Source organism: Methylobacterium sp. yr668 (assembly GCF_900116245.1).
GTDB lineage: Bacteria > Pseudomonadota > Alphaproteobacteria > Rhizobiales > Beijerinckiaceae > Methylobacterium.
This window is the reverse complement of the sequence record NZ_FOZY01000020.1, coordinates 69,444-90,674: the sequence shown is the minus strand read 5'-3', so window position 1 is coordinate 90,674 and position 21,231 is coordinate 69,444. Positions and strand designations below refer to the sequence as shown.

Annotated in this window: 15 protein-coding genes; 3 read left to right on the top strand and 12 right to left on the bottom strand. The window is 71.5% G+C overall.

Annotated features, from left to right (window positions below):
• Positions 1 to 6: 6 nt before the first annotated feature.
• The 5 genes from BM419_RS22095 to BM419_RS22075 all read right to left on the bottom strand — a co-directional run bounded on the left by BM419_RS22095 (position 7) and on the right by BM419_RS22075 (position 6,056).
• Positions 7 to 2,133, bottom strand: a complete 2,127-nt coding sequence (locus BM419_RS22095) for a TonB-dependent siderophore receptor (protein WP_244540826.1) — start codon at positions 2,131 to 2,133, stop codon at positions 7 to 9.
• A 484-nt stretch (positions 2,134 to 2,617) separates the two neighbouring features.
• Positions 2,618 to 2,905 carry a hypothetical protein gene (locus BM419_RS22090; protein WP_020094334.1) on the bottom strand — a complete coding sequence of 96 codons (288 nt, stop codon included), beginning with the start codon at positions 2,903 to 2,905 and terminating at the stop codon, positions 2,618 to 2,620.
• Positions 2,906 to 3,003: 98 nt separating this feature from the next.
• Positions 3,004 to 3,348, bottom strand: a complete 345-nt coding sequence (locus tag BM419_RS22085; protein WP_091927679.1) for an AtuA-related protein — start codon at positions 3,346 to 3,348, stop codon at positions 3,004 to 3,006.
• 18 nt (positions 3,349 to 3,366) lie between these two features.
• On the bottom strand, positions 3,367 to 4,704 hold the full coding sequence (locus tag BM419_RS22080) for an acyclic terpene utilization AtuA family protein (RefSeq protein WP_091927678.1): 1,338 nt from the start codon (positions 4,702 to 4,704) through the stop codon (positions 3,367 to 3,369).
• A gap of 26 nt (positions 4,705 to 4,730) precedes the next feature.
• Positions 4,731 to 6,056 carry a CitMHS family transporter gene (locus BM419_RS22075; RefSeq protein WP_091927677.1) on the bottom strand — a complete coding sequence of 442 codons (1,326 nt, stop codon included), beginning with the start codon at positions 6,054 to 6,056 and terminating at the stop codon, positions 4,731 to 4,733.
• A gap of 116 nt (positions 6,057 to 6,172) precedes the next feature.
• Between BM419_RS22075 and BM419_RS22070 the strand changes: the two genes are divergently transcribed.
• On the top strand, positions 6,173 to 7,099 hold the full coding sequence (locus BM419_RS22070; RefSeq protein ID WP_091927676.1) for a LysR family transcriptional regulator: 927 nt from the start codon (positions 6,173 to 6,175) through the stop codon (positions 7,097 to 7,099).
• A gap of 16 nt (positions 7,100 to 7,115) precedes the next feature.
• Here the strand turns inward: BM419_RS22070 and BM419_RS22065 are convergent, their stop codons facing one another.
• Complete coding sequence (locus tag BM419_RS22065; protein WP_175556348.1) at positions 7,116 to 8,936, bottom strand: amidohydrolase; 1,821 nt, start codon at positions 8,934 to 8,936, stop codon at positions 7,116 to 7,118.
• Positions 8,937 to 9,255: 319 nt separating this feature from the next.
• On the opposite strand from BM419_RS22065, the gene BM419_RS22060 reads away from it, so the two are divergent.
• Positions 9,256 to 9,528 carry a hypothetical protein gene (locus BM419_RS22060; RefSeq protein ID WP_091927675.1) on the top strand — a complete coding sequence of 91 codons (273 nt, stop codon included), beginning with the start codon at positions 9,256 to 9,258 and terminating at the stop codon, positions 9,526 to 9,528.
• 228 nt (positions 9,529 to 9,756) lie between these two features.
• Here BM419_RS22060 and BM419_RS22055 read toward each other — a convergent pair whose 3' ends face one another.
• Complete coding sequence (locus BM419_RS22055; protein ID WP_091927674.1) at positions 9,757 to 11,448, bottom strand: methyl-accepting chemotaxis protein; 1,692 nt, start codon at positions 11,446 to 11,448, stop codon at positions 9,757 to 9,759.
• 322 nt (positions 11,449 to 11,770) lie between these two features.
• Entirely contained in the window at positions 11,771 to 12,742 is a 972-nt protein-coding gene (locus BM419_RS22050) for a bifunctional helix-turn-helix transcriptional regulator/GNAT family N-acetyltransferase (RefSeq protein ID WP_091927673.1), read from the bottom strand.
• A 226-nt stretch (positions 12,743 to 12,968) separates the two neighbouring features.
• Here BM419_RS22050 and BM419_RS22045 point away from each other — a divergent pair, with 226 nt between their 5' ends.
• Positions 12,969 to 13,904: a helix-turn-helix domain-containing protein gene (locus tag BM419_RS22045; RefSeq protein ID WP_091927672.1), complete on the top strand. Its 936-nt coding sequence runs from the start codon at positions 12,969 to 12,971 to the stop codon at positions 13,902 to 13,904.
• Between the two features lie 88 nt (positions 13,905 to 13,992).
• Here BM419_RS22045 and BM419_RS22040 read toward each other — a convergent pair whose 3' ends face one another.
• From BM419_RS22040 to BM419_RS22025, 4 genes are all read right to left on the bottom strand, one after another.
• Positions 13,993 to 16,131 carry a TonB-dependent receptor gene (locus BM419_RS22040; RefSeq protein ID WP_175556347.1) on the bottom strand — a complete coding sequence of 713 codons (2,139 nt, stop codon included), beginning with the start codon at positions 16,129 to 16,131 and terminating at the stop codon, positions 13,993 to 13,995.
• Between the two features lie 225 nt (positions 16,132 to 16,356).
• Positions 16,357 to 16,803, bottom strand: coding sequence for a nickel-responsive transcriptional regulator NikR (gene nikR / locus BM419_RS22035; protein WP_056533484.1), 447 nt, complete (start codon positions 16,801 to 16,803; stop codon positions 16,357 to 16,359).
• Between the two features lie 350 nt (positions 16,804 to 17,153).
• Positions 17,154 to 18,773 (bottom strand): PepSY-associated TM helix domain-containing protein, encoded by a 1,620-nt coding sequence (locus BM419_RS22030; RefSeq protein ID WP_091927671.1) that lies wholly within the window; start codon positions 18,771 to 18,773, stop codon positions 17,154 to 17,156.
• 10 nt (positions 18,774 to 18,783) lie between these two features.
• Positions 18,784 to 21,126: a TonB-dependent siderophore receptor gene (locus BM419_RS22025; protein ID WP_091927670.1), complete on the bottom strand. Its 2,343-nt coding sequence runs from the start codon at positions 21,124 to 21,126 to the stop codon at positions 18,784 to 18,786.
• Positions 21,127 to 21,231: the final 105 nt, after the last annotated feature.

Here is a 21,231-nt window from a genome sequence, read left to right as displayed (position 1 = left end):
AGAGGCTCACCACCGGTATGTGAGGGTCCCGAACACGTTGCGCGGCTCGCTGTACCGGCAGCCATTCACCGTGACGCAGGTGACGTAGGAATGGTCGAGGACGTTGCGGGCGTTGATCTGGGCGCGCCATCCCTTGAGGCTCGGGTCGGCGACGCCGAAATCGTAGAGCGCCACGAGGTCGAACAGGGTCGCCGCGCGCGAGTCGAAGGTCGCGCCCGAGATGTTCGAGCTGCCGACGTAGCGCACGCCGCCGCCGAGCCGCAGGCCCGGGATCCCGAATAGGCCCATGTCGTAGGTGCCGAACACGCCGGCTTGGTTGTAGGGCACGAGGTCGAGGCGCTGGTTGAAGTTCGCCGCGACCGTGGTCCGCGTCTGCCGGGCATCGGTGTACGAGTAGGAGGCGACCGCCTCCAGCGGGCCGAAATTCGTCCGCGCCTCGGCCTCGAAGCCCTGCGAGCGGACCTGCCCGGCCTGCGTGCTGAAGACCGGGTTGACCGGGTCCGCCACCAGCGCGTTCGTCTGGTTGATCCGGTAGAACGCGGCGCTGAGCAGGGTGTCGGCGCCCGGGACCTCCCAGCGCAGGCCGCCCTCGTACTGCTCGCCGAGCGACGGCTGGAAGGGATTGCCGTTCCGGTCGGTGACCGCGAAGGTCTGGAAGGACTGGCTGTAGGAGACGTAGGGCGCCAGCCCGTAATCGCCGAGATAGAGCAGGCCGAGCCGCCCGCTGAAGGCGCTGTCGTTCTGATCGAGCTGCGCGCCGGTGCGGTAGGTGAGGACCTGCGTGCGCGCGAAGTCCTGGCGGCCGCCGGCCAGGAAGACGAAGCGGTCGAACCTGACCTGATCCTGGACGTAGATACCGACTTGGTCGAGCAGGCTCTTCGAGCCGGTGTTGATCGCGTAATTGATCCGCGGGTAGGTCAGGCCGTAGACCGGGGCGTAGACGTTCAGATTGCCGACGGTGCCGTTGGTGTAGCGCTCCGAGTTCAGGAAGCTGCGGTAGTAGTCGATGCCGGTCAGGAGCGTGTGCGCGGTCGGGCCGATGACGAACTTCGTCTCGAGCGAGGTGTCCGACGCCACGCCCGTCGCGTTCTCATTGCGCATGCTGACGCCGCGCGTCGCGACCTGCCGGTTCGCCAGTAGGGATGTCGGGGTCAGGTAGTCCCAGTCGACCCCCGACTGGTAGTAGCGCAGGGCGTGGCGCAGCCGGACCGAGTCCGAGAAGGCGTGGTCGATCTGGTAGCCGATCGCGCCCGACCGGGAATCGTACCGGTCGAAGGCGGGCTCGCCGTAGAAGCGATCGATGGCGAAGCGGGGGAACCGGCCGTTGGGCAGCAGCGTGCCGACCGCCGAGAGCGGCGGCTGGAAGCGCGTGTGGATCTCCTGATAGTAGCCGAGCAGCGTGACGGAGGTCGCCGTCGACGGCCGCCACGTGATCGCGGGCGCGATGTAGCGCTTGTCGTCGGGCGTGTACGCGAGATAGCTGTCGCTGTTCCGGATCAGCCCGGTCAGCCGGTACGACCACGCGCCGTCGTCGGTGAGCGGTCCGGTGAAATCGCCCGACACTTCCTTGCGATTGTACTGGCCGAAGCTGACGTTCATCTCGTTGAACGGCGTCTGGAGCGGATGCTTGCTGACGGCGTTGACGATGCCGCCGGGCGAGAGCTGGCCGTACAGGATCGACGCCGCGCCCTTGAGGACCTCCAGGCGCTCCAGCCCGTACGGCTCCTGCGTCCCGTCATAGACGCCCGATTGCAGCTTCAGACCGTCGCGCAGCAGCCCCGAATTGCCCGCCTCGACGGTGAAGCCGCGGATCGTGAAGCCGTCCGAGACCTTGGCGAAGCCGCCCACGGCCTGGCTGCTCAGGCCGGGCGTGTAGGCCAGGGCCTCGGCCAGCGTCGAGGCCCCCTCGTCGCGAATCTGGCGGGCCCCCACGACGTTGATCGTCTGCGGCGTCTCGATGATCGGCGTGTCCGTCTTCGTGCCGGACGCGCTCGCCTTGGCGACGTAACCGTTGACCGGCCCGGTCGCCGTGTTGGGCGACAATCCTCCCTGTCCGACAACCTGGATCTCGTCGAGGGTGACAGCAGACTGCCCGCCGCTCACCGGCTGCGCGGCCAATTCGTCGGCGGGCAACGAGATACCGACGGCCGCCGACAGCAGGAGCGGCCCCCAATACGGGAGGCGCTTCTGTGGTCGATCGGACGGAGCGGGAGCGAAATCGACGCACATGCAGGCAACTCTTGGGCGCTGCAGCCGCCGCGGTCGGATTCGGCTGCGAGACCTCCATCTGCGCGGCCGCCGCACAGGAACGCAATAGGTCAAGCCCGCCTGTGAGCCTATAACGGCAGTTCAGTTGCAGATCAGAGACAAAATCAACATGTAATAATTCTAATTTGCGAGATTTCCCCGGACTGACCCGTCGGGACGAGTCGCGTGAGATCGGCGGAAAAGAGTTGCGCGCAACCTCTCTACTGCGATGTGCTAGTCCTCGCAGGACAACCCGGCAGGGATGGCGGGATCGACGTGATCCGTGACGCGGGCGCGGGGGCCCGCCGAACGTCGCCCGGCTCGGGGCCCGGCTCGGGGCCCGGATCGACGCCCGGATCGACGCCCACTCTCAGACGGCCCAGTCCGCCGCCAGCGCGGCGGCCGCGTACCGGGCGCGCGCCGCGGCGTCGCGCGGGAGCCCGGCGCGCTCGCACCACGCCGCGAAGATCTCCGGCTCGACCGGCACGCGCACGACCTCGACGCCGCTGCGCTGCACCTCCCGTTCCATCTGCTCCGTGGCGACGCGCCAGGTCTCGTAGTCGGGGGGCAGCTTGGCACCGTCCGCGAGGCTGGTGCGCAGGGCTGGGTACTGCTCCGGGGTGTACCAGGGCAGTCCGACGCGGCGGGGGCGGTCCATCTGGGCTCTTCGAACGGTCACGCTGAACGACCGTCAACGGTCATGGGCGGCCTCTGGTTCGAACCCGCATCGCGATCAGGCCCCGGCGGCCTCGACCCTCACCGTCTCGGGCTTCCGCGTGCGGCTCGGCCGGCGCTGCGGTCCGGGATGTCCAGATCGAGGAGCGCGGCGCCGAGGCCCTTGCCGTGCGCGTCGAGGGCCAGGGAGCGGGTGACGCCGCCGCCGAGCGCCCCCGTGAGCACGAAGTTCAGCGCCCCGAGCTTCGGCAACGCGTAGCGGGTCAAGTCGCCGGTCACGATCCCGCGGAAATGCGCCTGCACCCGCTCGGCCGTGACGTGCGCCGCGAGGTGCTCGTAATCGGCCGCGTCGTAGGCGATCAGCGCGATGTTCGATGTGTTGCCCTTGTCGCCCGTGCGGGCATGGGCGAGCGCGCGCAGCTTCATCCTCGGGTCTCCCGGCTCTCAGGCTTCGACGACGTGCACGCGCGGCCGGGCGAGGGCGGCCGGGACGAGGACCGACTGCACCGCCACCACCTCGCGGGCCGATTTCCAGGCGCCGCCGCCGCCGGCCGGGCCGTTGGTGTAGAGCGTCTCGACCTCGTTGCCGATCCGCACGGCCTCGGCGTGGGTCTCGGTCCGCCCGGCGACCCGCAGGCGGACCTCGTAGGGCTCCCGCCCGCCCGACAGCGCCGCGCCGTGGAGCGCGTCGACGCCGATCAGGTCGCAGCGCAGCTCGGTCGTCGCCACGCCGGTGAGGGCGAGGCGCTCGCGCACCACCGACAGGGCGAGCCGGCCGCGGGCCAGGGCGCCGGGCCCGGCGTAGGAGATCTGCCCCTCGCCGATATAGGAATCCACGTACCCGACCGAGACCTTCAGGAGGCCCGTCGCCGGCGCGCCCGTCGCGCCGCGCACCCGGACTCGGTCGGGGCCAACCTGCTCCATCTCGACGTCGGAGAAGTCGCCGACCACGTCCGGCTGGATGTAGCGGGCCGGGTCGTGCACCTCGTAGAGCAGCTGCTCCTTGCAGGTGGCGAGGCTGATCCGGCCGCCCGAGCCCGCGACCTTCGTGATCTCGACCGTGCCGTCCTCGGCCACGATCCCGATGGGGAAGCCGAGGCGCGCGAGGTCCGGTACGTCCTTGCAGCCCGGATCGGCGAAGTAGCCGCCGGTGATCTGGCCGGCGCATTCGAGGAGGTGGCCCGCGAGGGTGCCGCGGCCCAGGCGCTCCCAGTCGTCCATCGCCCAGCCGAAGGCGTGCACCAGGGGGGCCAGGAACAGGGCCGGGTCGCCGACGCGGCCGGTGATGACCACGTCGGCGCCGTCCGCGAGGGCGGCCACGATCGGCGCCGCGCCGAGATAGGCGTTCGCCGAGACGACGCGGTTGCCGAGGCCGGCGACCGGCTCGCCGCTCTCCTCCAGGACGAAGTCGCCCGCGCGCACCGCGTCGAGCAGGTCGTCGCCGGTCACCGCGGCGATCCGCAGGCCGGCGAGGCCCATCTCCCGCGCGAGCGCCCCGGCCTTCCGGGCGGCGGCGACCGGGTTGGCCGCGCCCATGTTGGTGACGATGCGGATGCCGCGGGCCCGGCACGGCCCGAGGACGGCCCGCAGGCGCGCCTCCAGCAGCGGATCGTAGCCGCCCTCGGGGTCGCGCAGCTTCGCCTGCTGCGCCAGCGCGATGGTGCGCTCGGCGAGGCACTCGAACACGAGGTAGTCGAGGTCGCCGCGCTCGGCGAGTTCGACGGCGGGCTCGATGCGGTCCCCGGCATAGCCGGCGCCGGCGCCGAGGCGGACGGTTCTCATGGCGCGCTCTCCGCTGTCAGAGGGGTTCAGATGGGGAAGACGCCGAAGACGACGCAGGCGAGGGTCATCACCACCGAGGCCGCCAGCAGGAACGGGAAGGTGAATCTCTGGTGGTCGGCGAGGTCGATCCCGGTCAGGCCGCAGACCAGGAAGGTCGCGGGCGTCAGCGGGCTGACGGGGAAGCCCGTCGTCATCTGGCCGAGCAGCGCCCCCTGGGCGACCTGCACCGGCGGGACGCCGAGCTGGTGGGCCACCTCCGCCACCACCGGCAGGACGCCGAAGTAGAACGAGTCCGGGTCGAATAGCATCGACAGGGGCATCGACACGAGGCCGAGCCCGAACGGGATGTGGCGCCCCATCTCGGGAGGCACGAAGGTGACGGCCGTCTGGGCCATGGCCCTGAGCATGCCGGTGCCCTGCATGATCCCCGTGAACACGCCGGCGGCGAGGAGGATCGAGGCCATCAGGATCGCGGCCCTGGCGTGCGCGTCGACGCGCTGCCGCTGGGCGTCGACCTGCGGATAGTTGATGACCAGCGCGAGCGCCGTGCCGAGCATGAACATCAGCGCCGGCGGCACCTTCTCGGCCAGGAACACCATCGTCCCGAGGACCGCGGCCGTGAGGACGATGTTGATCCAGAAGCGGTCGGGCCGGCGCAGGGCCCGCTCCGCGTCGCTGAGGGTCCGGGCGGTCGTGGCCGGGCCGGGCGCGGACCCCGCGGACCCCGTCGTCCCGGGGACGAGGGCCAGACGGCGCTCCTCCCGCAGGCCGAGCCAGTACGAGGCGGCGAAGATGAAGACGAGGCCGACCGCCTGTACCGGCACGAGGGGCGAGAAGATCTCGGGGATCGGCAGCTTGAGGGCCGCGGAGGCGCGGATCATCGGCCCGGTCCAGGGCAGGAAATTCACCCCCGCCGCCATCGAGGCGGCGCAGGCCAGGATGCGCCGGTCGATGCCGACGCGGTCGTAGAGCGGCAGCATCGCCGGGATGGTGATCAGGAACGTCACCGCGCCCGACCCGTCGAGGTGGATCAGCAGCGCCAGCAGGGTGGTGCCGGGCACGATCCGGGTGGGGCGGGTGCCGACCCGGGCGAGGATCCGGTCGATGATCGGGTCGAGCATCCCGGCATCGCTGACGATGCCGAAGAACAGGATCGCGAACACGAACATGCCGACGACGCCCGCGAGGCTCTGCAGGCCGGCGAGGACGAACTTGCCGGTATCGAACCCGAACCCGCCGATCAGGGCGGCCGCGACCGGGATGACGATCAGCGCCACGAGGGGCGACATCCGCTTGGTCAGGATGACGGCGAGCAGCAGCGCGATCGTGCACAGGCCGAGCAGGGCCAGCATCCGTTCCTCCCGTTGGCGCCGGCGCGGTTCGGACCCGCGCCTGTATCGGGTCAGGAAACGGCGGACGGCTTCATGACACAATTGAAAAGATCGGATCGCAGCAATAGCCTGAGATTATGGATCTCAACCTGCGGCAGGTGCGGGCCTTCGTGTCCGTCGTCCAGGTCGGCAGCTTCACCCGCGCGGCCGCCCTGCTGAACCTGTCGCAGCCCGCCCTGACGGTTCAGATCCAGCGCCTGGAGGAGATGCTCGACGCGCGGCTCCTCGACCGGACCAGCCGCACCGTCGCGCCGACGCGGCTCGGCCGCGAGCTGCTGCCCGTGTTCGAGCGGGTGCTGCGCGACCTCGACGCCGTGGTGGTCGACACCCGCGACCTCGCGGCACGGCGCCACGGGGTCGTGCGCGTCGCGACGCTGCCGTCCTTCGCGGCGGGCGTGCTGTCCGACGCGATCGTCCGCTTCCGCGCCGAGCACCCCGCCGTGACGTTCCGGATCAAGGACGTCATCGCGCAGCGGGTGCTCGACCTCGTGCGCGAGGAGGAGGCGGATCTCGGCATCGTCGGCGGCGACGTCCGCGATCCGGAGATCGACGTCCTGCACCGGACGCGCGACGCCCTGCACGTGATCTATCCCGCCGATCACCCGATCGGCGCGCTGCCCCAGGTCACGATCGCGGCGCTCGCCGAGCACCCCCTGATCCTGATGGACCCGGCCACGAGCGTGCGGGCGGTGGTCGACCGCGCCTTCGTCGGCTCGGGCCGGCTGCCCCGCGTGGCCTGCGAGGCCACCTACATGATGACCGCCGTCAGCATGGTCCGGGCCGGCCTCGGCCTGACGATCCTCCCGGGCGCGGCGCGGGAGATCCGGGCCGAGCCCCTGCTCCGTTCGCGGCCGATCGACGACCCGCTGTTCGAGCGTCCGGTCTGCCTGATCAAGAAGGCGGGGCGGACGATGCCGCCGGCGGCAGAGGCGTTCTGCCGGATGGTGGCGGACCGGCTCGCGGATCCGGGCGGGACGGCCGCCGGCGCCGCGCCGGGCCCCTGACCGGTCGGCCAGGTCCTCAGGCCCGGTGCCGCACGACGCCGTCCATCATGGTCAGGGCGACCTTGGTCCGGTGGATCTCGTGCGGATCGATCGTCAGGATGTTGCGGTCGAGGACGATCAGGTCGGCGCGCTTGCCCACCTCCACCGACCCGATCCTGTCGTCCATGCGGAGCTGGTAGGCGGCGCCCATCGTGTTGGCGTGGATCGCCTCCGCGACCGTCAGGCGCTCGTCGGCGGGGCTCAGCACAGGCGCGTCCGGCCGGCCGACCAGCTGCCGCGTCACGCCGACCTGGATCGACGTGAGGGGCTCGTAGGTCGAGACGTAGCCGGCCGCCGGCCAGTCCGTGCCGAAGGAGACCCGCCCGCCCTGCTTCAGGATCATCCTGGTCCGGTACATCCGGCTGGCGCGGTGCGCGCCGTAGCGCGCCATCATGTTCTGCAGCGTGTCGGGGTCGGCCGACGACCAGTTGGCCGAGAACTGCGCGGTCACGCCGAGCCGGGCGAAGCGGGGCGCGTCGCTGTCCTCGACATAGACCAAGTGGGCGATGGCGTGCCGCCGGTCGCGGGCCGGGTTGTTCGCCACGGCCTTCTCGATGGCGTCGAGGGCGACGCGGGCGGTCCGCTCGCCGCAGGCGTGGACGTGGACGTCGAAGCCCGCCGCGTCGACCGCGCCGACGAGGTCGTGCCACTGCGCCTCGGTGAAGGGCGACCCTCCGGTCGAGTCGGGCAGGTCGGCGTAGGGCTCGATCAGCCACGCCGTGTAGCCGCCCTGCGAGCCGTCGCCGACGATCTTCACGATGTCGACGTGCACGAGCTCGCCGGAGACCTGCCGACGCACGGCGTTGAACTGCTCGACCGTGTCGTCGATCGGCAGCGACTTCACCGAGTAGGAGGCGGAGACGCGGAACGGCAGCGTGCCGCGCTTCTCGGCCTCCACGTAGAGCGCGATGATGGCGGCCTGATCGCTGCCGACGGGCGGGACGCCCGCGTCGAAGACCGTGGTGATGCCGGCGGCCGCGGCCTTGGGCAGCCAGCCCTCCAGCAGGCTGCCCATGGCGGCGACGCTGATGGGTTCCACGGCGTTGACCAGCCCGAGGACCGCGTTGACCTCGAGCACGTAGCCGGTGGGGTCGCCCTTCTGGTCGCGCGCGTAGTAGCTGAAGCGCGGGATCGGGTCGGGCGTGTCCCGGTCGACGCCGGCCATCGCCAGCGCCTTGGAATTGGCCCACAGGCTGTGCCCGTCGATGGCGAAGAAGAAGGCCGGCCGGTCCGGCAGGATGGCGTCGAGGTCGGCCCGGTTGGGGCCCTCCGGGGGAAACATGTCGACGCGCCACCCGAAACCGCGGATCGGCCCGGTCGGATGCGCCTTCGCGTAGGCCTCGATGGCCGCGAGGACCTGGGCGAGGTTCTCGCGCTGCAGGTCGACCCCGGACGTCAGGAACGCGCCGAGGAAGGGGTGGGTGTGGCCCTCGACGAAGCCGGGCATCAGCAGCCGGCCCTGGAGATCCACCACCTGCGTGGCCGGGCCGGCCAGCGCCAGCGCGCCGGCCGCGTCACCGACATGGACGATGGTGTTGCCGCGCACCGCGACCGCCTCGGCCCAGGGGGCCGGCCCCGCCACCGTGTAGACGGGGCCGTTGTGGAACACGACGTCGGCGGGCCCCGCCGCGGCCGCGCGGCCGCTCCCCGGTTCGGCGCGGGCGCCCGTCGGGACGAGGTCCAGCGCGAGCGCCGTCGCGGTGATGGCCGCGCCCGACCGCAGCACCGCGCGCCGATTGACGGCGCGCCCGCCCCCGAAGGCCTGGAAATGGGGCGCCCAGTCACACGCGACGCACATGCGAGGCTCCCTGTTCCCGGATCCGCTCCCGACGGGACCCGATCCCGCTCTTGTAAATACTTAGCTAATATTTATTAGCGATCGACTAAGATCTGACTGGATAGATTTCGCCCGATGATCGCGCGATAGGATCGGACCGACCGGGCCGGCAGCCGAACCGGTCCGCCAAGCGATCGCTCTGAGCGCAGTCGGGACTCTATCGGCCAGTCGGATTACGGTGGATAGTGGGGCCATCCGGCTCACGACTGGACGAAGGCGGTTTCGGGAGGCGACGGATACTGCCAAGCTGTTTCACGCGCGCTCGACGACGGGAGGTACGATGACCCGAACCCTCTTCCGCTCCGCGGGCCTGGCCCTGCTGAGCCTGGCCGTCCCGGCCACCCTCGCGGCCCAGGGCCTGGCGCCCGACCAGACCGGCACGGGTGGCGGCCCGGCCACGACGATCACGGCGCCGAACACCAACAGCCTCGGCGTGACCAAACCCCCCGGCACGTCCCTCGGCCCGGGCGAGGTGCCGCCGCGCGCCGTGCAGGAGCACGAGCGCGCCCGGCTCAACGAGATCGAGCGCAGCATCTGCGACGGCTGCAACTGAGCGCGGGCGGGGCTGCCCGATCCCCGGGCCGACCGGCGCGTCGACCCGCGGGGCCTCACGCGGGCGGCGGTCCAAGTCGTTGTGCACCGTTCCGGAAGACAGATCCGGAAGACAGACGCTCCGGCGGGGCAGCCGCGCCATGCCTCCTCTGCCGTGCGGGAGAGGGGCCCGCACCGCGGACGGCACGGGCTCGGCGATCGCCCCGTCGCGCCTCGATCGGGCGCAGCTCTAGGCGGCCCGGACCTCGTCCAGGAAGCTGCGGACGGCCCGGCTGAGCCCGTCGGACCGGACCGCGAGGGTGCGCGCGGCGTCGAGAACCTGCGTCGCGGCCGATCCGGTCTCGCCGGCCCCCTCGCGCACCGATCCGATATGGCCCGTGACCTGCCGGGTCCCGTGCGCGGCCGCCTGGACGTTCCGCGCGATCTCGCGCGTGGCCGCGCCCTGCTCCTCGATCGCCGAGGCGATGTGGGTGGCGATGCCCGACATGTCGTCGATCGTGCGGCTCACGCCCTGGACCGCCTCCACCGCGCCCCGCGTGGCGGACTGGATCGCGCCGATCCGGGCGGAGATCTCCTGGGTCGCCCGGGCCGTCTGCTCGGCCAGCGTCTTGACCTCGGCGGCCACCACCGCGAAGCCGCGGCCGGCCTCGCCGGCGCGCGCCGCCTCGATGGTGGCGTTGAGGGCGAGCAGGTTGGTCTGGCTCGCCACGCCCGAGATCAGGCCGGCCGCCGCGCCGATCCGGTCGGCGCTGTCGGACAGCTCCCGGATGATGGTGCCGGTCTCCTGCGCGCGCGCGATGGCCGAGGCGGCGATCTCGACCGAATGGGTCACCTGCCCGCTGATCTCCTGCACGGAGGCCGCCATCTCCTCGGTCGCGCTCGCGACCTGCTGGACGTTACCGGAGGTCTGCTCGGCGGCGACCGAGACGCTCGCCGCGAGGGTGTTGGTCTGCGCGGCGATCTCGGTCATCGAGGCGGCGGTCGCCTCCATCTCGGTGGCGGCGGCGGTCAGCTCGTCCGTGAGCGCCCCGGCCTCCCGCTCGAAACCGCGGGTGATGCGGTCGAGCAGCTCGGCGCGGCGCATCTTGGCGGCGTCGGCCTCGGCCTGGAGGGCGGCCAGCCGCCGCGCCTCGATCCCCGAATCCTTGAAGACCTGCACGGCGTCGGCGATCTGGCCGATCTCGTTCCGCTCGCCCTGGTGCGGGATCGCGACCGCGAGGTCCCCGGCCGCCAGCCGCCGCATCGGTTCCAGCACGGCGCGGACACTGGCGGCGATGCTCCGCACGATCAGCGCGCCGAGCGCGGTCGCGAGCACGAGGGCGATGGCGCCGATCGCCAGCATGAGCCGCTTCGCGCCGGAGGCGGCGGCCGCTCCCTGGGCGATCGCCGTCTCGCCGCTGGCGTTGTTGAGCGCCACGATCTCCTCGAGCGCCTGGGAGGCCGCCTTGATGTGGGGGCGGACGCCGACCAAGCTCTCGCGCAGCGCCAGATCCTTGCGGCCCGTCCGCGAGTATTCCAGCACGGCGGGGATCGCCGCGAGGTAGCTCTTCCATTCCCGGTCGAACACGTCGAAGAGCGCGCGCTCCTTCGGACCGTCGATCAGCGGCGCGTAGTTGCGCATCGCGGCGGCCACCGCCTCCGTCTTCTTCGCCAGGGCCGCCTCCTCGGCCCGCATGTGGGCGGCCTCGGGATAGAGGATGTGGTTCACGACGCTGACGCGCACGTCGATCACGTTGCCGCGCAGCTCGCCGGCGTAGCGCACGCTGGGCAGGGTGCCGTTGCCGAGGCGGATCTGGTCCTCGGCGAGATCGCCGACGGCGTGCAGGCCCACGCCGCCGACGAGGAGCAGACAGACGATGAGCAGCCCGAGTGCTCCGACCAGCCGGTGCTGGATCGAGAGTTTCGCGAACCAAGCTTTCATTGTCCGAGCGCAGCTCCAGAGCGAGACCGCCAAGATGGAAGCGCGACGATAAGATTCCGTTACGGGATCTGTTGCTGATACTCTCACAAACAGATCGCCCAAATCAATTTTCAGTTGAACTCTTCGCGCCCATCATTTTGTCTGTCCGCGCATCGTCACTGCTGAACGAGATCTGACGCAGAGTGCGCGACTGTCCTCCGCGGATGGGAGCGGCTCGCTGCGGCGCCGCGCGGGCCCGCGCACGGCCGGGATCCGCGCTTCGTCGCCGCGCCGGGCGGCACGACCGGGAACGGGTCGCCCTCGGCGCGTCGGGCGCGCGGCGTCACAGGGGATAGCGCATGGCCACGTTGCAGCGGGCATAGCGCCGGCCGAACCGGTCCATGATCTCCGGGTCGTGCCGGAACCCGACCTTCTCGTACAGGTGCACGGCGGCCGCGCACTTGGTGTTGGTCAGCAGGTAGAGCGTCTCGATCTCCATGGCCGCCGCGCGGGCCAGCACCGCCCGCAGCAGGTGCTCGCCGGCCTTGCGGCCCCGGGCCCGCGCGGACACGGCCATCTTGGTCAGCTCGTAGCAGCCCGCCTCCGTCCGCATCAGCGCGCAGGTGCCGACGATCCCGAGATCCGCCGACTCAACGAACAGGATGAGCCCGCCGCGGTCCAGGATCTCGCCGCGGGGATCGGACAGGATCCGGCGGTCGTTCTCCTCCAGCGCGAACATCGCCTCGATCCACTCGGCGTTGATGTCGCGGAAGCGGTCCGCCAGCGCGTCCGTGTAGTCCCGGATCGTCAGGCCCGTCGCGGCGTCGCCGGCCGCGCCGTCCTGGCGGATGCGGGCGGCGAACGGGACGGCGTCGAGCCTGCGCTCCAGGGCGGCGACTTGGTCCAGCAGGGGGCCCGACAGGCCGGCACACAGGCTCGCGACGGCCCTGTCAACGCGCGGCCAGAGCGCGTCCTTGGCGCGCGCCATCAGGGCCTTGCCCGCGCCGCTAAGCGACAGCGCCTTCTGGCGAAGGTCCGCGTCCGACCGCGCCTCTTCGAGCAAGCCGAGCGCGACGAGGCTCGCCGCCGTGCGCGTGGCCGCCGGCTGGCTGACGCCGAGGGCGGCGGCGGCGTCGCCGATGGTCAGCGGCCCGTAGCGGTCGATGGCGGCGAGGAGCGGGAACTGGGCCGGCTGGATGCCGAGCCCCTCGTCCCGCAGGATCCGGGCGGCGTCGGCCTGGAAGCGGTCGGCGAGGCGCTTGAGGCGGCTGCCCAGGAACAGCGGCCCGAGTTCGTCGAGGATATCTGCCGGCATGTCGGTTCTCCCGACATCAATTATATAACGCGTTATGTTTCTCGCAAGCCCTGGCGGCCCGATGGTCGTCCCATCGCGGCACTGCCGCGATGGGACGATGGCCCCGGGGTACAAACATTCGCCCCACGGGAGCGGGTCGCGTCAGATCGTAGATTGTGTCCCATGCGCACTCGTCGATCGCGCAACGTAAGGTAAAATCACTCAACCCTCGCTCATCGGTCCCGCCGTGAACGTCGTACCCCGTTCCCTCTTCACGACGGATGCCCTGCCGGAGCGCGACCGCTTCGCCGCGTGGCGCGCGCTGTTCGCAGCCCACGACCTCGATGCCGATCCGCACGGCTTCTCGGGCCGGATCGAGACGACGCTGATCGGCCCGATGGCCCTGCGCGTCATGAGCGCCGCACCGCAGGGGCCGGCCCGATCCCGCTCCCGGATCCGGCGCGACGGTCAGGACGGGTTCCTCCTGCACCTCAGCCGGCACGCCTACAGCGTCGAGACCGAACGGGGCGTGGCGGAGGTTCCGGCGGGCGCGGTCAGCCTCAACGACCTGTCGCAGCCGTACCGCCGCAGCCGGGTGCCGGAGACGGACTCGCTGATCCTGGCCGTCCCGCGCGCCTCCATCGCCACCGTGCTGCCGGACGAGGACGCGATGCACGGGCTGATCCTGACCGGCGGCGCGGGCCGCCTGCTCGCCGACCATATCCGGAGCCTGGCCGCGCATAGCGGCGCGATCACCGCGACCGACGCCGCCCCGATCGCGCAGGCCACGCTCCACATGGTCGCGGCCTGCGCGCGCCCGAGCCTGGAGGGAGCGGCCCGCGCGGCCGCGCCGCTCGAGGCCGCCCGGCTCAGGACCGCGAAGCGGCTCATCCGCGGCCAGCTCGACACGCCGCCCCGGATCGACGCGATCGCGCGGGCGCTCGGCATATCGCGCTCCCAGCTCTACCGCCTGTTCGAGCCGGAAGGTGGGGTGGCGCGTTACCGCGCGCGGCAGCGCCTCGCGGCCGTGCGGGCCGCCCTCGACAATCCGCTGGAGCCGCGGTCGATCGGCGCGATCGGGGAGGCCTACGGCTTCGGGAGCGGCGCCCAGCTCAGTCGCGCGTTCCGGGAGACGTACGGCCTGACCCCGCGCGACTACCGGGTCTCGCGCAGCGGCGGCTGACGCGACCGGGACGCCGGGACGAAGTCCGTCACGGCGTGGGTCTGCCGCGAGGGGGGTCGGGACCCGCGTGTCGTCGTGGCGCCGGCGGTCAGAACCGCCCGGCGATCGTCAGGCGCACGGCCGTGGGCTCCACCGGGTGGAAGACGCGGTCGATCAGCCCCTCGGCGGCCTCGCCCGGAAGGCGCGAGACGTAGGCGTAGGTGATCTGGTCGGCCTTGCTGTTCGTCAGGTTGAGCACGTCCAGCGAGACGCTCACCCCGGTGTCGAACAGGTAGCCGATGCGGCCGTTGAGCAGGGCGGTCGCCCGGGAGCGGATCGCGTTGTCCTCGATGAGCGGGCGCGGCCCGAAATAGCGGACCCGCAGGCTCCCGAACCAGCCGAGGGGCTCGCCGAAGGTCACGCCCGCCGACGCGATGGTCGTGGGCGCCTCCGGCACCCGGTTGCCCGCCGGGTCGTAGCTGGAGAACCGGGCGTTGGTGATCGTCAGATCCCCGTCCAGGGACAGCCACGGCGTCACCGCGTAGCGGTTCGTCCACTCGACGCCGAACCGGCGGGTCGGGCGGCTCGGCTCCGTGGTGCCGGTGTCGCCCTGGAAGATGTTCTCCGAGGCGAAGTCGAGCCGGAACAGGGCGAGGCTCGTCTCCAGCCCGGCGATCGACCGGTTGCGCAGGCCCAGCTCGTAGCCCGTGGAGGGCACCAGGAAGGGCGACCGGGTGATGTTGAACAGGGGGCTCGCGGGATCGACCGTGGCGGTGACGCCGCGCGCGTCGTTCGAGTGGAAGCCGCCGCCGTAATTCACGTAGATCTCAGTGTCGGACCACGGTCCGAGCACGAGGCCGAGCTTCGGGTTGACGATGCCGTCGGTGGCCCGTCCGGAGTTCGCCGGCGTGTCCGAGCGGACGTCGGCGTAGTAGCCGTCCGCCCGCACGCCGACGCTCGTGCGCAGCCACTCGGTCCAGCGCACCCGCGTGTCGAGGTAGAGGGCGCCGCTCGATTCCAGCACGCGGTCGTCGAGCACGGTCGAGCGGTACTGGCGGAAGGCGGTGTTGAACAGGCCGACGCGGATCGCGTCCGTCCGCGTCTGGGCGCCGACCTCGACCTCCAGCGGCCGGCCGAACAGGTCGCCCTGGAAGATGTGCAGCACCTCGCCGCCGCCGAGGACGCGCTGGTCGAGCTGGTGGAACTGGTCGCCGCCGACGGGATCGTTGAGGAAGTAGGTGAAGTCGTTGAACAGGTTCATCTGGTAGCGGATCACGTAGGCCGAGGCCCGGGTGATGCCGGTGTCGTCCGTCGCGCTGAACCGACCCGACAGGGAGAAGCGGGCGGTGTCGCCGCCATCCGTGGGGTTGAGGGTGCCGTAGCGGCCGATCAGCCCCGCGCCGACGGCCCGCTCCGGGATCTGGTTGGTGGCCGTCCAGCGGGACGCGTAGGCCATGCCGGTGACCGCGAACCCGTCCAGCGCCGTGCCCTGGCTGTAGCGGGCGACGCCGTTGAGCTTGCGCAGCGCGTCCGGGACGGTCCACGGCCCGTCGTAGACCTGCGCCTCGCCGGCCACCAGCAGGGTGCCCTCGCCCAGCGGGGCCGAGGCGATCGACAGGGCCCGCTTGTAGCCGAAGCTGCCGATCGAGGTCAGCGCGAGATTCTCCCGCACGGTGTCGAGATAGTCGATGCGCACCGAGCCCGCGGAGGCGAAGTCGCCGTCGCGCACGAAGTACGGCCCCTTGTGGTACTCCACTGCGCCGACGAGTTCGGGGATGAGGAAGTTGAGGTCGGCGTAGCCCTGGCCGTGGGCGTGGGTGCGCATGTTGACCGGCATGCCGTCGACGCTGATGGCGATGTCGGTCCCGTGGTCGAGGTTGAAGCCGCGCAGGAAGTACTGGTTGGCCTTCCCCTCCCCGCTGTGCTGGGTGACGATCAGGCCCGGCACTGCCTCCAGCACCTCGCCGGGCCGCGTGACCGGGCGGGCGTTGAGGACCGCCCCGCCGATGAGGCCGGCGCTGGCCGCGTCGACGCTCAGCAGGGCGCCGCCGATCCCGGTGACGCCGCCGACATAGCCGGCGCTGGCGCCGGGCCCGTCCGTCGCGGGGATGACCGGAGGCGCCGCGGGGACCACCGAGATCTCGGACAGGGTGACGGCCGACGGTGTCGGGGCGCCCTCACCCGGCGCCGCCCAGCCGCGCCCGGCGGTCGCGACGACGAGGCCGCCCGCGGCGAGCAGCCGGGTCACGGCGCGGAGGCCGGGGGCGGCAGGCCGGTGACGGCAGACAGGACGGGAAGTCGAGCGGGAAGTCGGGCGGGACACCGGCAGACCGGGCGAGGCGTGGCGATCCCCGGACTCTCGCACGCCGCCCGTATGATAAACATACGAAAAAATCATACGGGCGGATTAGGCCGGCCGTGTTGCGCGTGGGGCGCAGTCGACGGGGCGCCGGATCGCGGGCGGGGGGCGCCCTCACCCCGGGCCGTCGTCGCCGTGGCCCGGATGGGTGCGGGCGTCGTCACCCTCCGGGATGAGGTGCAGGTGACCGTAGCGGACGCCGCGCTGCGTGACGACGGCGTCGGCGTAGCTCTGCATCCGGGCCACCGGCCCGCGCAGGACCGCCACCTCGAGGCACGCGTCGTGGGTCAGGTGCACGTGCAGGCTGGCGATCGAGACGCCGTGCTCATGCCCCTCGCCGGTCAGCCGGCGGGCCAGGTCGCGGGTGCCGTGGCTGTAGACGTAGCTCAGGGCTCCGTAGCAGGCCGCCGATCCCCCGGTCTCCGCGGCGCGGACCGGCGCCAGGGCGTCGCGGACGATGTCGCGCACCGCCTCCGAGCGGCTGCCGTAGCCGCGCCGCGCGCAGAGGTCGTCGACCGCCGTCAGCAGGGCGTCGTCGATGGTGATGGTGATGCGCTGCATGCCCGTCCTGCCGCTCCCTGGGCCTTCTGGTACGGGGACGCGGGGCCCGTGAACAGCCGCCGGGCCCGCATTGCCCGGCGCGGCAGAAAAAGAGCCCCGAGGGCCGCGCCTCGAGGCTCAAGTTCTGGGTCTCGGGGACATGTCCAGCGTGCGCTTGGGATGGACCGCGCTGGAACGCCTGGGCCGAAGGATTAAGGGCGTGAAAATCGACGACACAGGCGCGACCGGCTGGCATGCCGGCCGAACCATTCTGCACAGATACAGTCGACGCGCATCCGATATATGTCAGGCTTCGGGAGTTATTTTGAATTAATTCGCCGCACTGGATTCAATATACCAGTTCAATTTTATCATATCGGCTCCCGATCTCCCGGTACCGGCATGCCGGGCCGGCCCTGGTCCCGCCGCGCGTGCCCCGCGATCGAGAGCCCGGCGGCTTTCGCGGGGCCGCGGGACGCTCCGCCGCGCCGCGCGATCGTGCGGACCGCGAGCAGGAAGAGGGCGGCGAGGGCCAGCATCGCGCCGTCGAAGGCGAGGAGGACCGGCTCGACCGGCGCGTCGCCGCCGAGCCGGAGCGCGACGAGGCGCCCGACATCCGCGGCCGCGACGGCGCCGTACAACGCGGCCGCCGCCGTCAGCGTCTCCGGCCAGACCCGCCCGGCCGGGCGCAGGAGCGCCGCCACGGCGACGAGCAGCCAGACGGCGAAGAAGGCCCCGACCTCCCACTCCGCCCGCGCGGGCAGCGCGGCGGGGAGCAGCCGGTTGGCCAGGAAATAGGCGGCGACGGCCGCGGGCAGGCCGGCGATCGTCGCGACGTTCAGGCCCTGGACGAGGCGCAGGCCGAAGCCCCGGGGCGCGTCCCCCTTGGGCAGGCGCGCCACCGCCCAGAGCAGCAGCCCGGTCGCCACCATGGCGCTGCCGGCGAGGCCGCACAGGAAGAACAGCACCCGCAGGGCCGGGCCGGCGAAGTGCGCCTCGTGCAGGCCGACCATCGCGGTGAACGTCTTGGTCGCCGGCCGCAGGCCGCCCGCGCGCACCTCCAGGACCGCGCCCGTCACGCCGTCGAAGGCGATCTGCGGGTGCTCGTGGGAGAGGCCGTGCGGCTCCTCGAACACCGCCACCACGGTGGCGCGCGCGTCCGCCGGGTTGACCACCGTGATCCGCTCCAGGGGTTCCGGCCGCATCGCCAGGGCGCGGAGCACCAGCGGCCCGACCGGCACGAGCGTGCCGGGCTGGCCGGCGGGCGAGCGCGGCGCGGTGATCTGGCCGGACTCGGCGAAGTAGCGCTGGCTGTCGCCGCGATAGGCCGTGTTCAGGCCCCAGGGCACGTACATCACCATGAGGGTGGCGAGCCCGGTATAGGTGATCATCAGGTGGAACGGCAGGGCGAGCACGCCCGTGACGTTGTGCGCGTCGAGCCAGCCCCGCTGGGCGGACTTGTCCCGCCGGAAGGTGAAGAAGTCGGCGAAGATGCGCCGGTGGGTGACGATCCCCGAGATCAGCGCCACCAGCATGATCATCGCGCAGGCGCCGACGATCCAGCGGCCCCAGAGCGGCGGCAGATTCAGCTCGAAGTGGAAGCGGTAGAGGAAGTCGCCGCCGCGCGTCGCCCGCACCGCCGCCGGCGCGCCGCTGTCGGGATCCAGGAGGACGTGGCCGGGCGGCCGGCCCGGGCCGGTCCGCCAGAACAGCTCCAGCACCGGCCGGTCCGGCCGCGGCAGCGCGAGGAACCACGTCCGCGCGCCGCCCGCATGGGCCTGCAGGTGGGCGACGCCGCGCTCGGCCGCCGCCGCGAGCTCCGCCGGCCCGAAGGTCCGGTCGGTGCGGAGCTCGGGCCGCATCCACTGCGAGATCTCGGGCCGGTAGTAGCTCGCCGTGCCCGTCACGAAGACGGCGAACAGCACCCAGCCGACGACGAGGCCCGACCAGGCGTGGAGCCACGCCATCGACTGCCGGAAGGTCTTGCCCACGGCGACCGCCTCACCAGCGGTAGCGCAGGGTCGCGTAGACCGTGCGCGGCAGGCCGTAATAGCAGCCCGAGTAGGTGAAGCAGCCGGTCACGTAGCGCTCGTCGAGCAGGTTCTGCACGTTGATCTGCGCGCTGAGGCCGGCGAGCCGCGGGTCGAGGTGCTTCATGTCGTAGGAGGCGACGGCGTCGACCAGCACGCTCTCGGGCACCTGGAACGTGTTGGCGGGATCGCCCCAGGACGGGCCGAGGTAGCGCACGCCGCCGCCGAGGCCGAGGCCGATGAGCGGGCCGTCGGTGAAGCGGTAGTCGACGAACAGCGAGGCCGTCGTGTCCGGCACCTGCACCGGCCGCAGGCCCTGGAGCGGCACCTGCCGGCGGGTCAGGTCGTTCGTGGTGAAGCCGGTGTCGCGGACGTTGCGGATGTCGAGGAGCGAGAAGCCGCCGATCAGGCTGAGGCCCTCGGCGAGGGTGGCCCGCGCCTCGAACTCGACGCCCTGCACGCCGACCTCGCCGGTCTGCACGACGAAGCCGGGATTGACCGGGTCGGTGGTGGTGGCGTTCGAGCGGCGGATGTCGAAGAACGCGGTGGTCAGCAGGATGTCGGTGCCGGGGGGCTGGTACTTGATGCCGGCCTCGTACTGGTTGCTGGCGATCGGGACGGGGATGCGCCCGGCCGAGCCGAAGGCGGCGTCGAAGATCCGCCCGTTGACGATCGGCTCGAACGCCTCGCTGTAGGAGACGTACGGGGCGACGCCGCTGTCGAACAGGTAGAGCAGGCTGGCGCGGCCGGTGAAGGCCTCGGCCGGGACGTCCTGGATGGTCAGCCCGTTCGGCGCGAAGGTGCGGGTCGGGCCGGTCTGCCGGGCGGTGTCGTAGCGGCCGCCGAGCGTCAGGATGAAGCGGTCGAACTTCGCCTGATCCTGGAAGTACACGCCGGTCTGCTGCGCGTCGATCCGCGAGGTCGACGTGAAGGCGGGGAACCGGATCGGCAGGTCGTGGTCGGGGGCGAGGGCGTTCAGGCTCGTCGTCGCCGGGAACGGGCCGGTGACGGACCGCGTGCTGAAGGTCCGGTGGTCGACGCCGAGCAGCGCCGTGTGGGCGATCGGGCCGGTGTCGAAATCGGCGATGAAGTTGTTGTCCATCGTGTAGGCTTCGATGTCGACCTGGGTGCCGCCGACCGACCGGCCGATGATCGGGCCGCTCGTGTACGGGCCGTTGACGTCGCCGAAGGTCGTGAACACGCTGCGGTAGTCGCCGTTCGAGCGCAGGTAGCGGCCGGCCGAGTGGAAGCGCAGGTTCTCGGTGATCCGGTGGTCGAACAGGTACTCGACGGAGGCCTGCGTGCGGTCGGAGCGCTCGATGGTGCGGTCGCCGTCGTAGAAGTTCACCGGCAGCCGGCCGAAGACGCCGCTGCCGAAATTGCGCGGGAACACCGTACCGACGGCCGGGAAGCCGCCGTAGAAGCCCGAGAACGGGTCGCGCTGGTAGTTGGCGATGACCGTGAGCGAGGTGTCGGCGGAGGGCCGCCACGTGAGGCTCGGGTTGATGAAGGCGCGCTCGACCTTGGTGGTCACGGCCGGGCCGTCGCCGTTCCAGCCGAGGCCGATGACCCGGTAGGCGAACTGGTCGGCGAGACCCGGGATGTCGGACGCGATCGGGCCGCCGACGTCGAAGCCGCCGCGGACCTCGCTGAAGCCGCCGCCCTGGACGAAGATCTCGCCGTGGCGGACGAATTGCGGGACCTTCGAGACGAGGTTGACGAGGCCGCCCGGACCGGACTGCCCGTAGAGGACCGAGGCCGGCCCCTTGATGATGTCGACCCGCTCCAGGCGGTAGGGATCGACACTGGGGAAAGCGTCGCGGTTACCGGGCAGCGCCATGTTGTCGAGGAAGATCGGCGCGGTGAAGCCGCGGATGTAGAACTGCTCCAGGCGCGTCGAGCCGGCGCCGCCCCGCTGCTCGGTGGTGACGCTCGGCGTGAAGCGCAGCGCCTGATTGATGGTCAGGGCGTTCTGATCCTCGATCTGCTGGCGCCCGATGACCGACACCGACTGCGCGGTCTCCAGGATCGGCGTGTCGGTCTTCGTGCCGACCGTGCTGCGGCTGGCGACGTAGCCGGGCACCGGCCCGGTCGCCCCGCCGCGCCCGTACAGGTCGCTGTTCAGGCTGCGCCCGCGCGCCTCGCCCGTCACGCTGAGTTCGGACAGCTCGATGTCCGTGGCGGGCGCGGGCTGGGCGAGCGCGGCCGCCCCGAGCGTGAGTATAGATGTCGACGATACAAACCCGATCCGGAGCAGCCTCTCCGCATGATCGAACGCGCGCGACGCGGCCCGGTCACTGACATATCTCGACATTGTACCGACTCTAAACAGGAATTACTGGGCGAAGATACGCGCCGATGACCAGCTATCACGGATTCGTGAGCAGTATGTGCCTCCGATGACACATCTTTAAGAAAC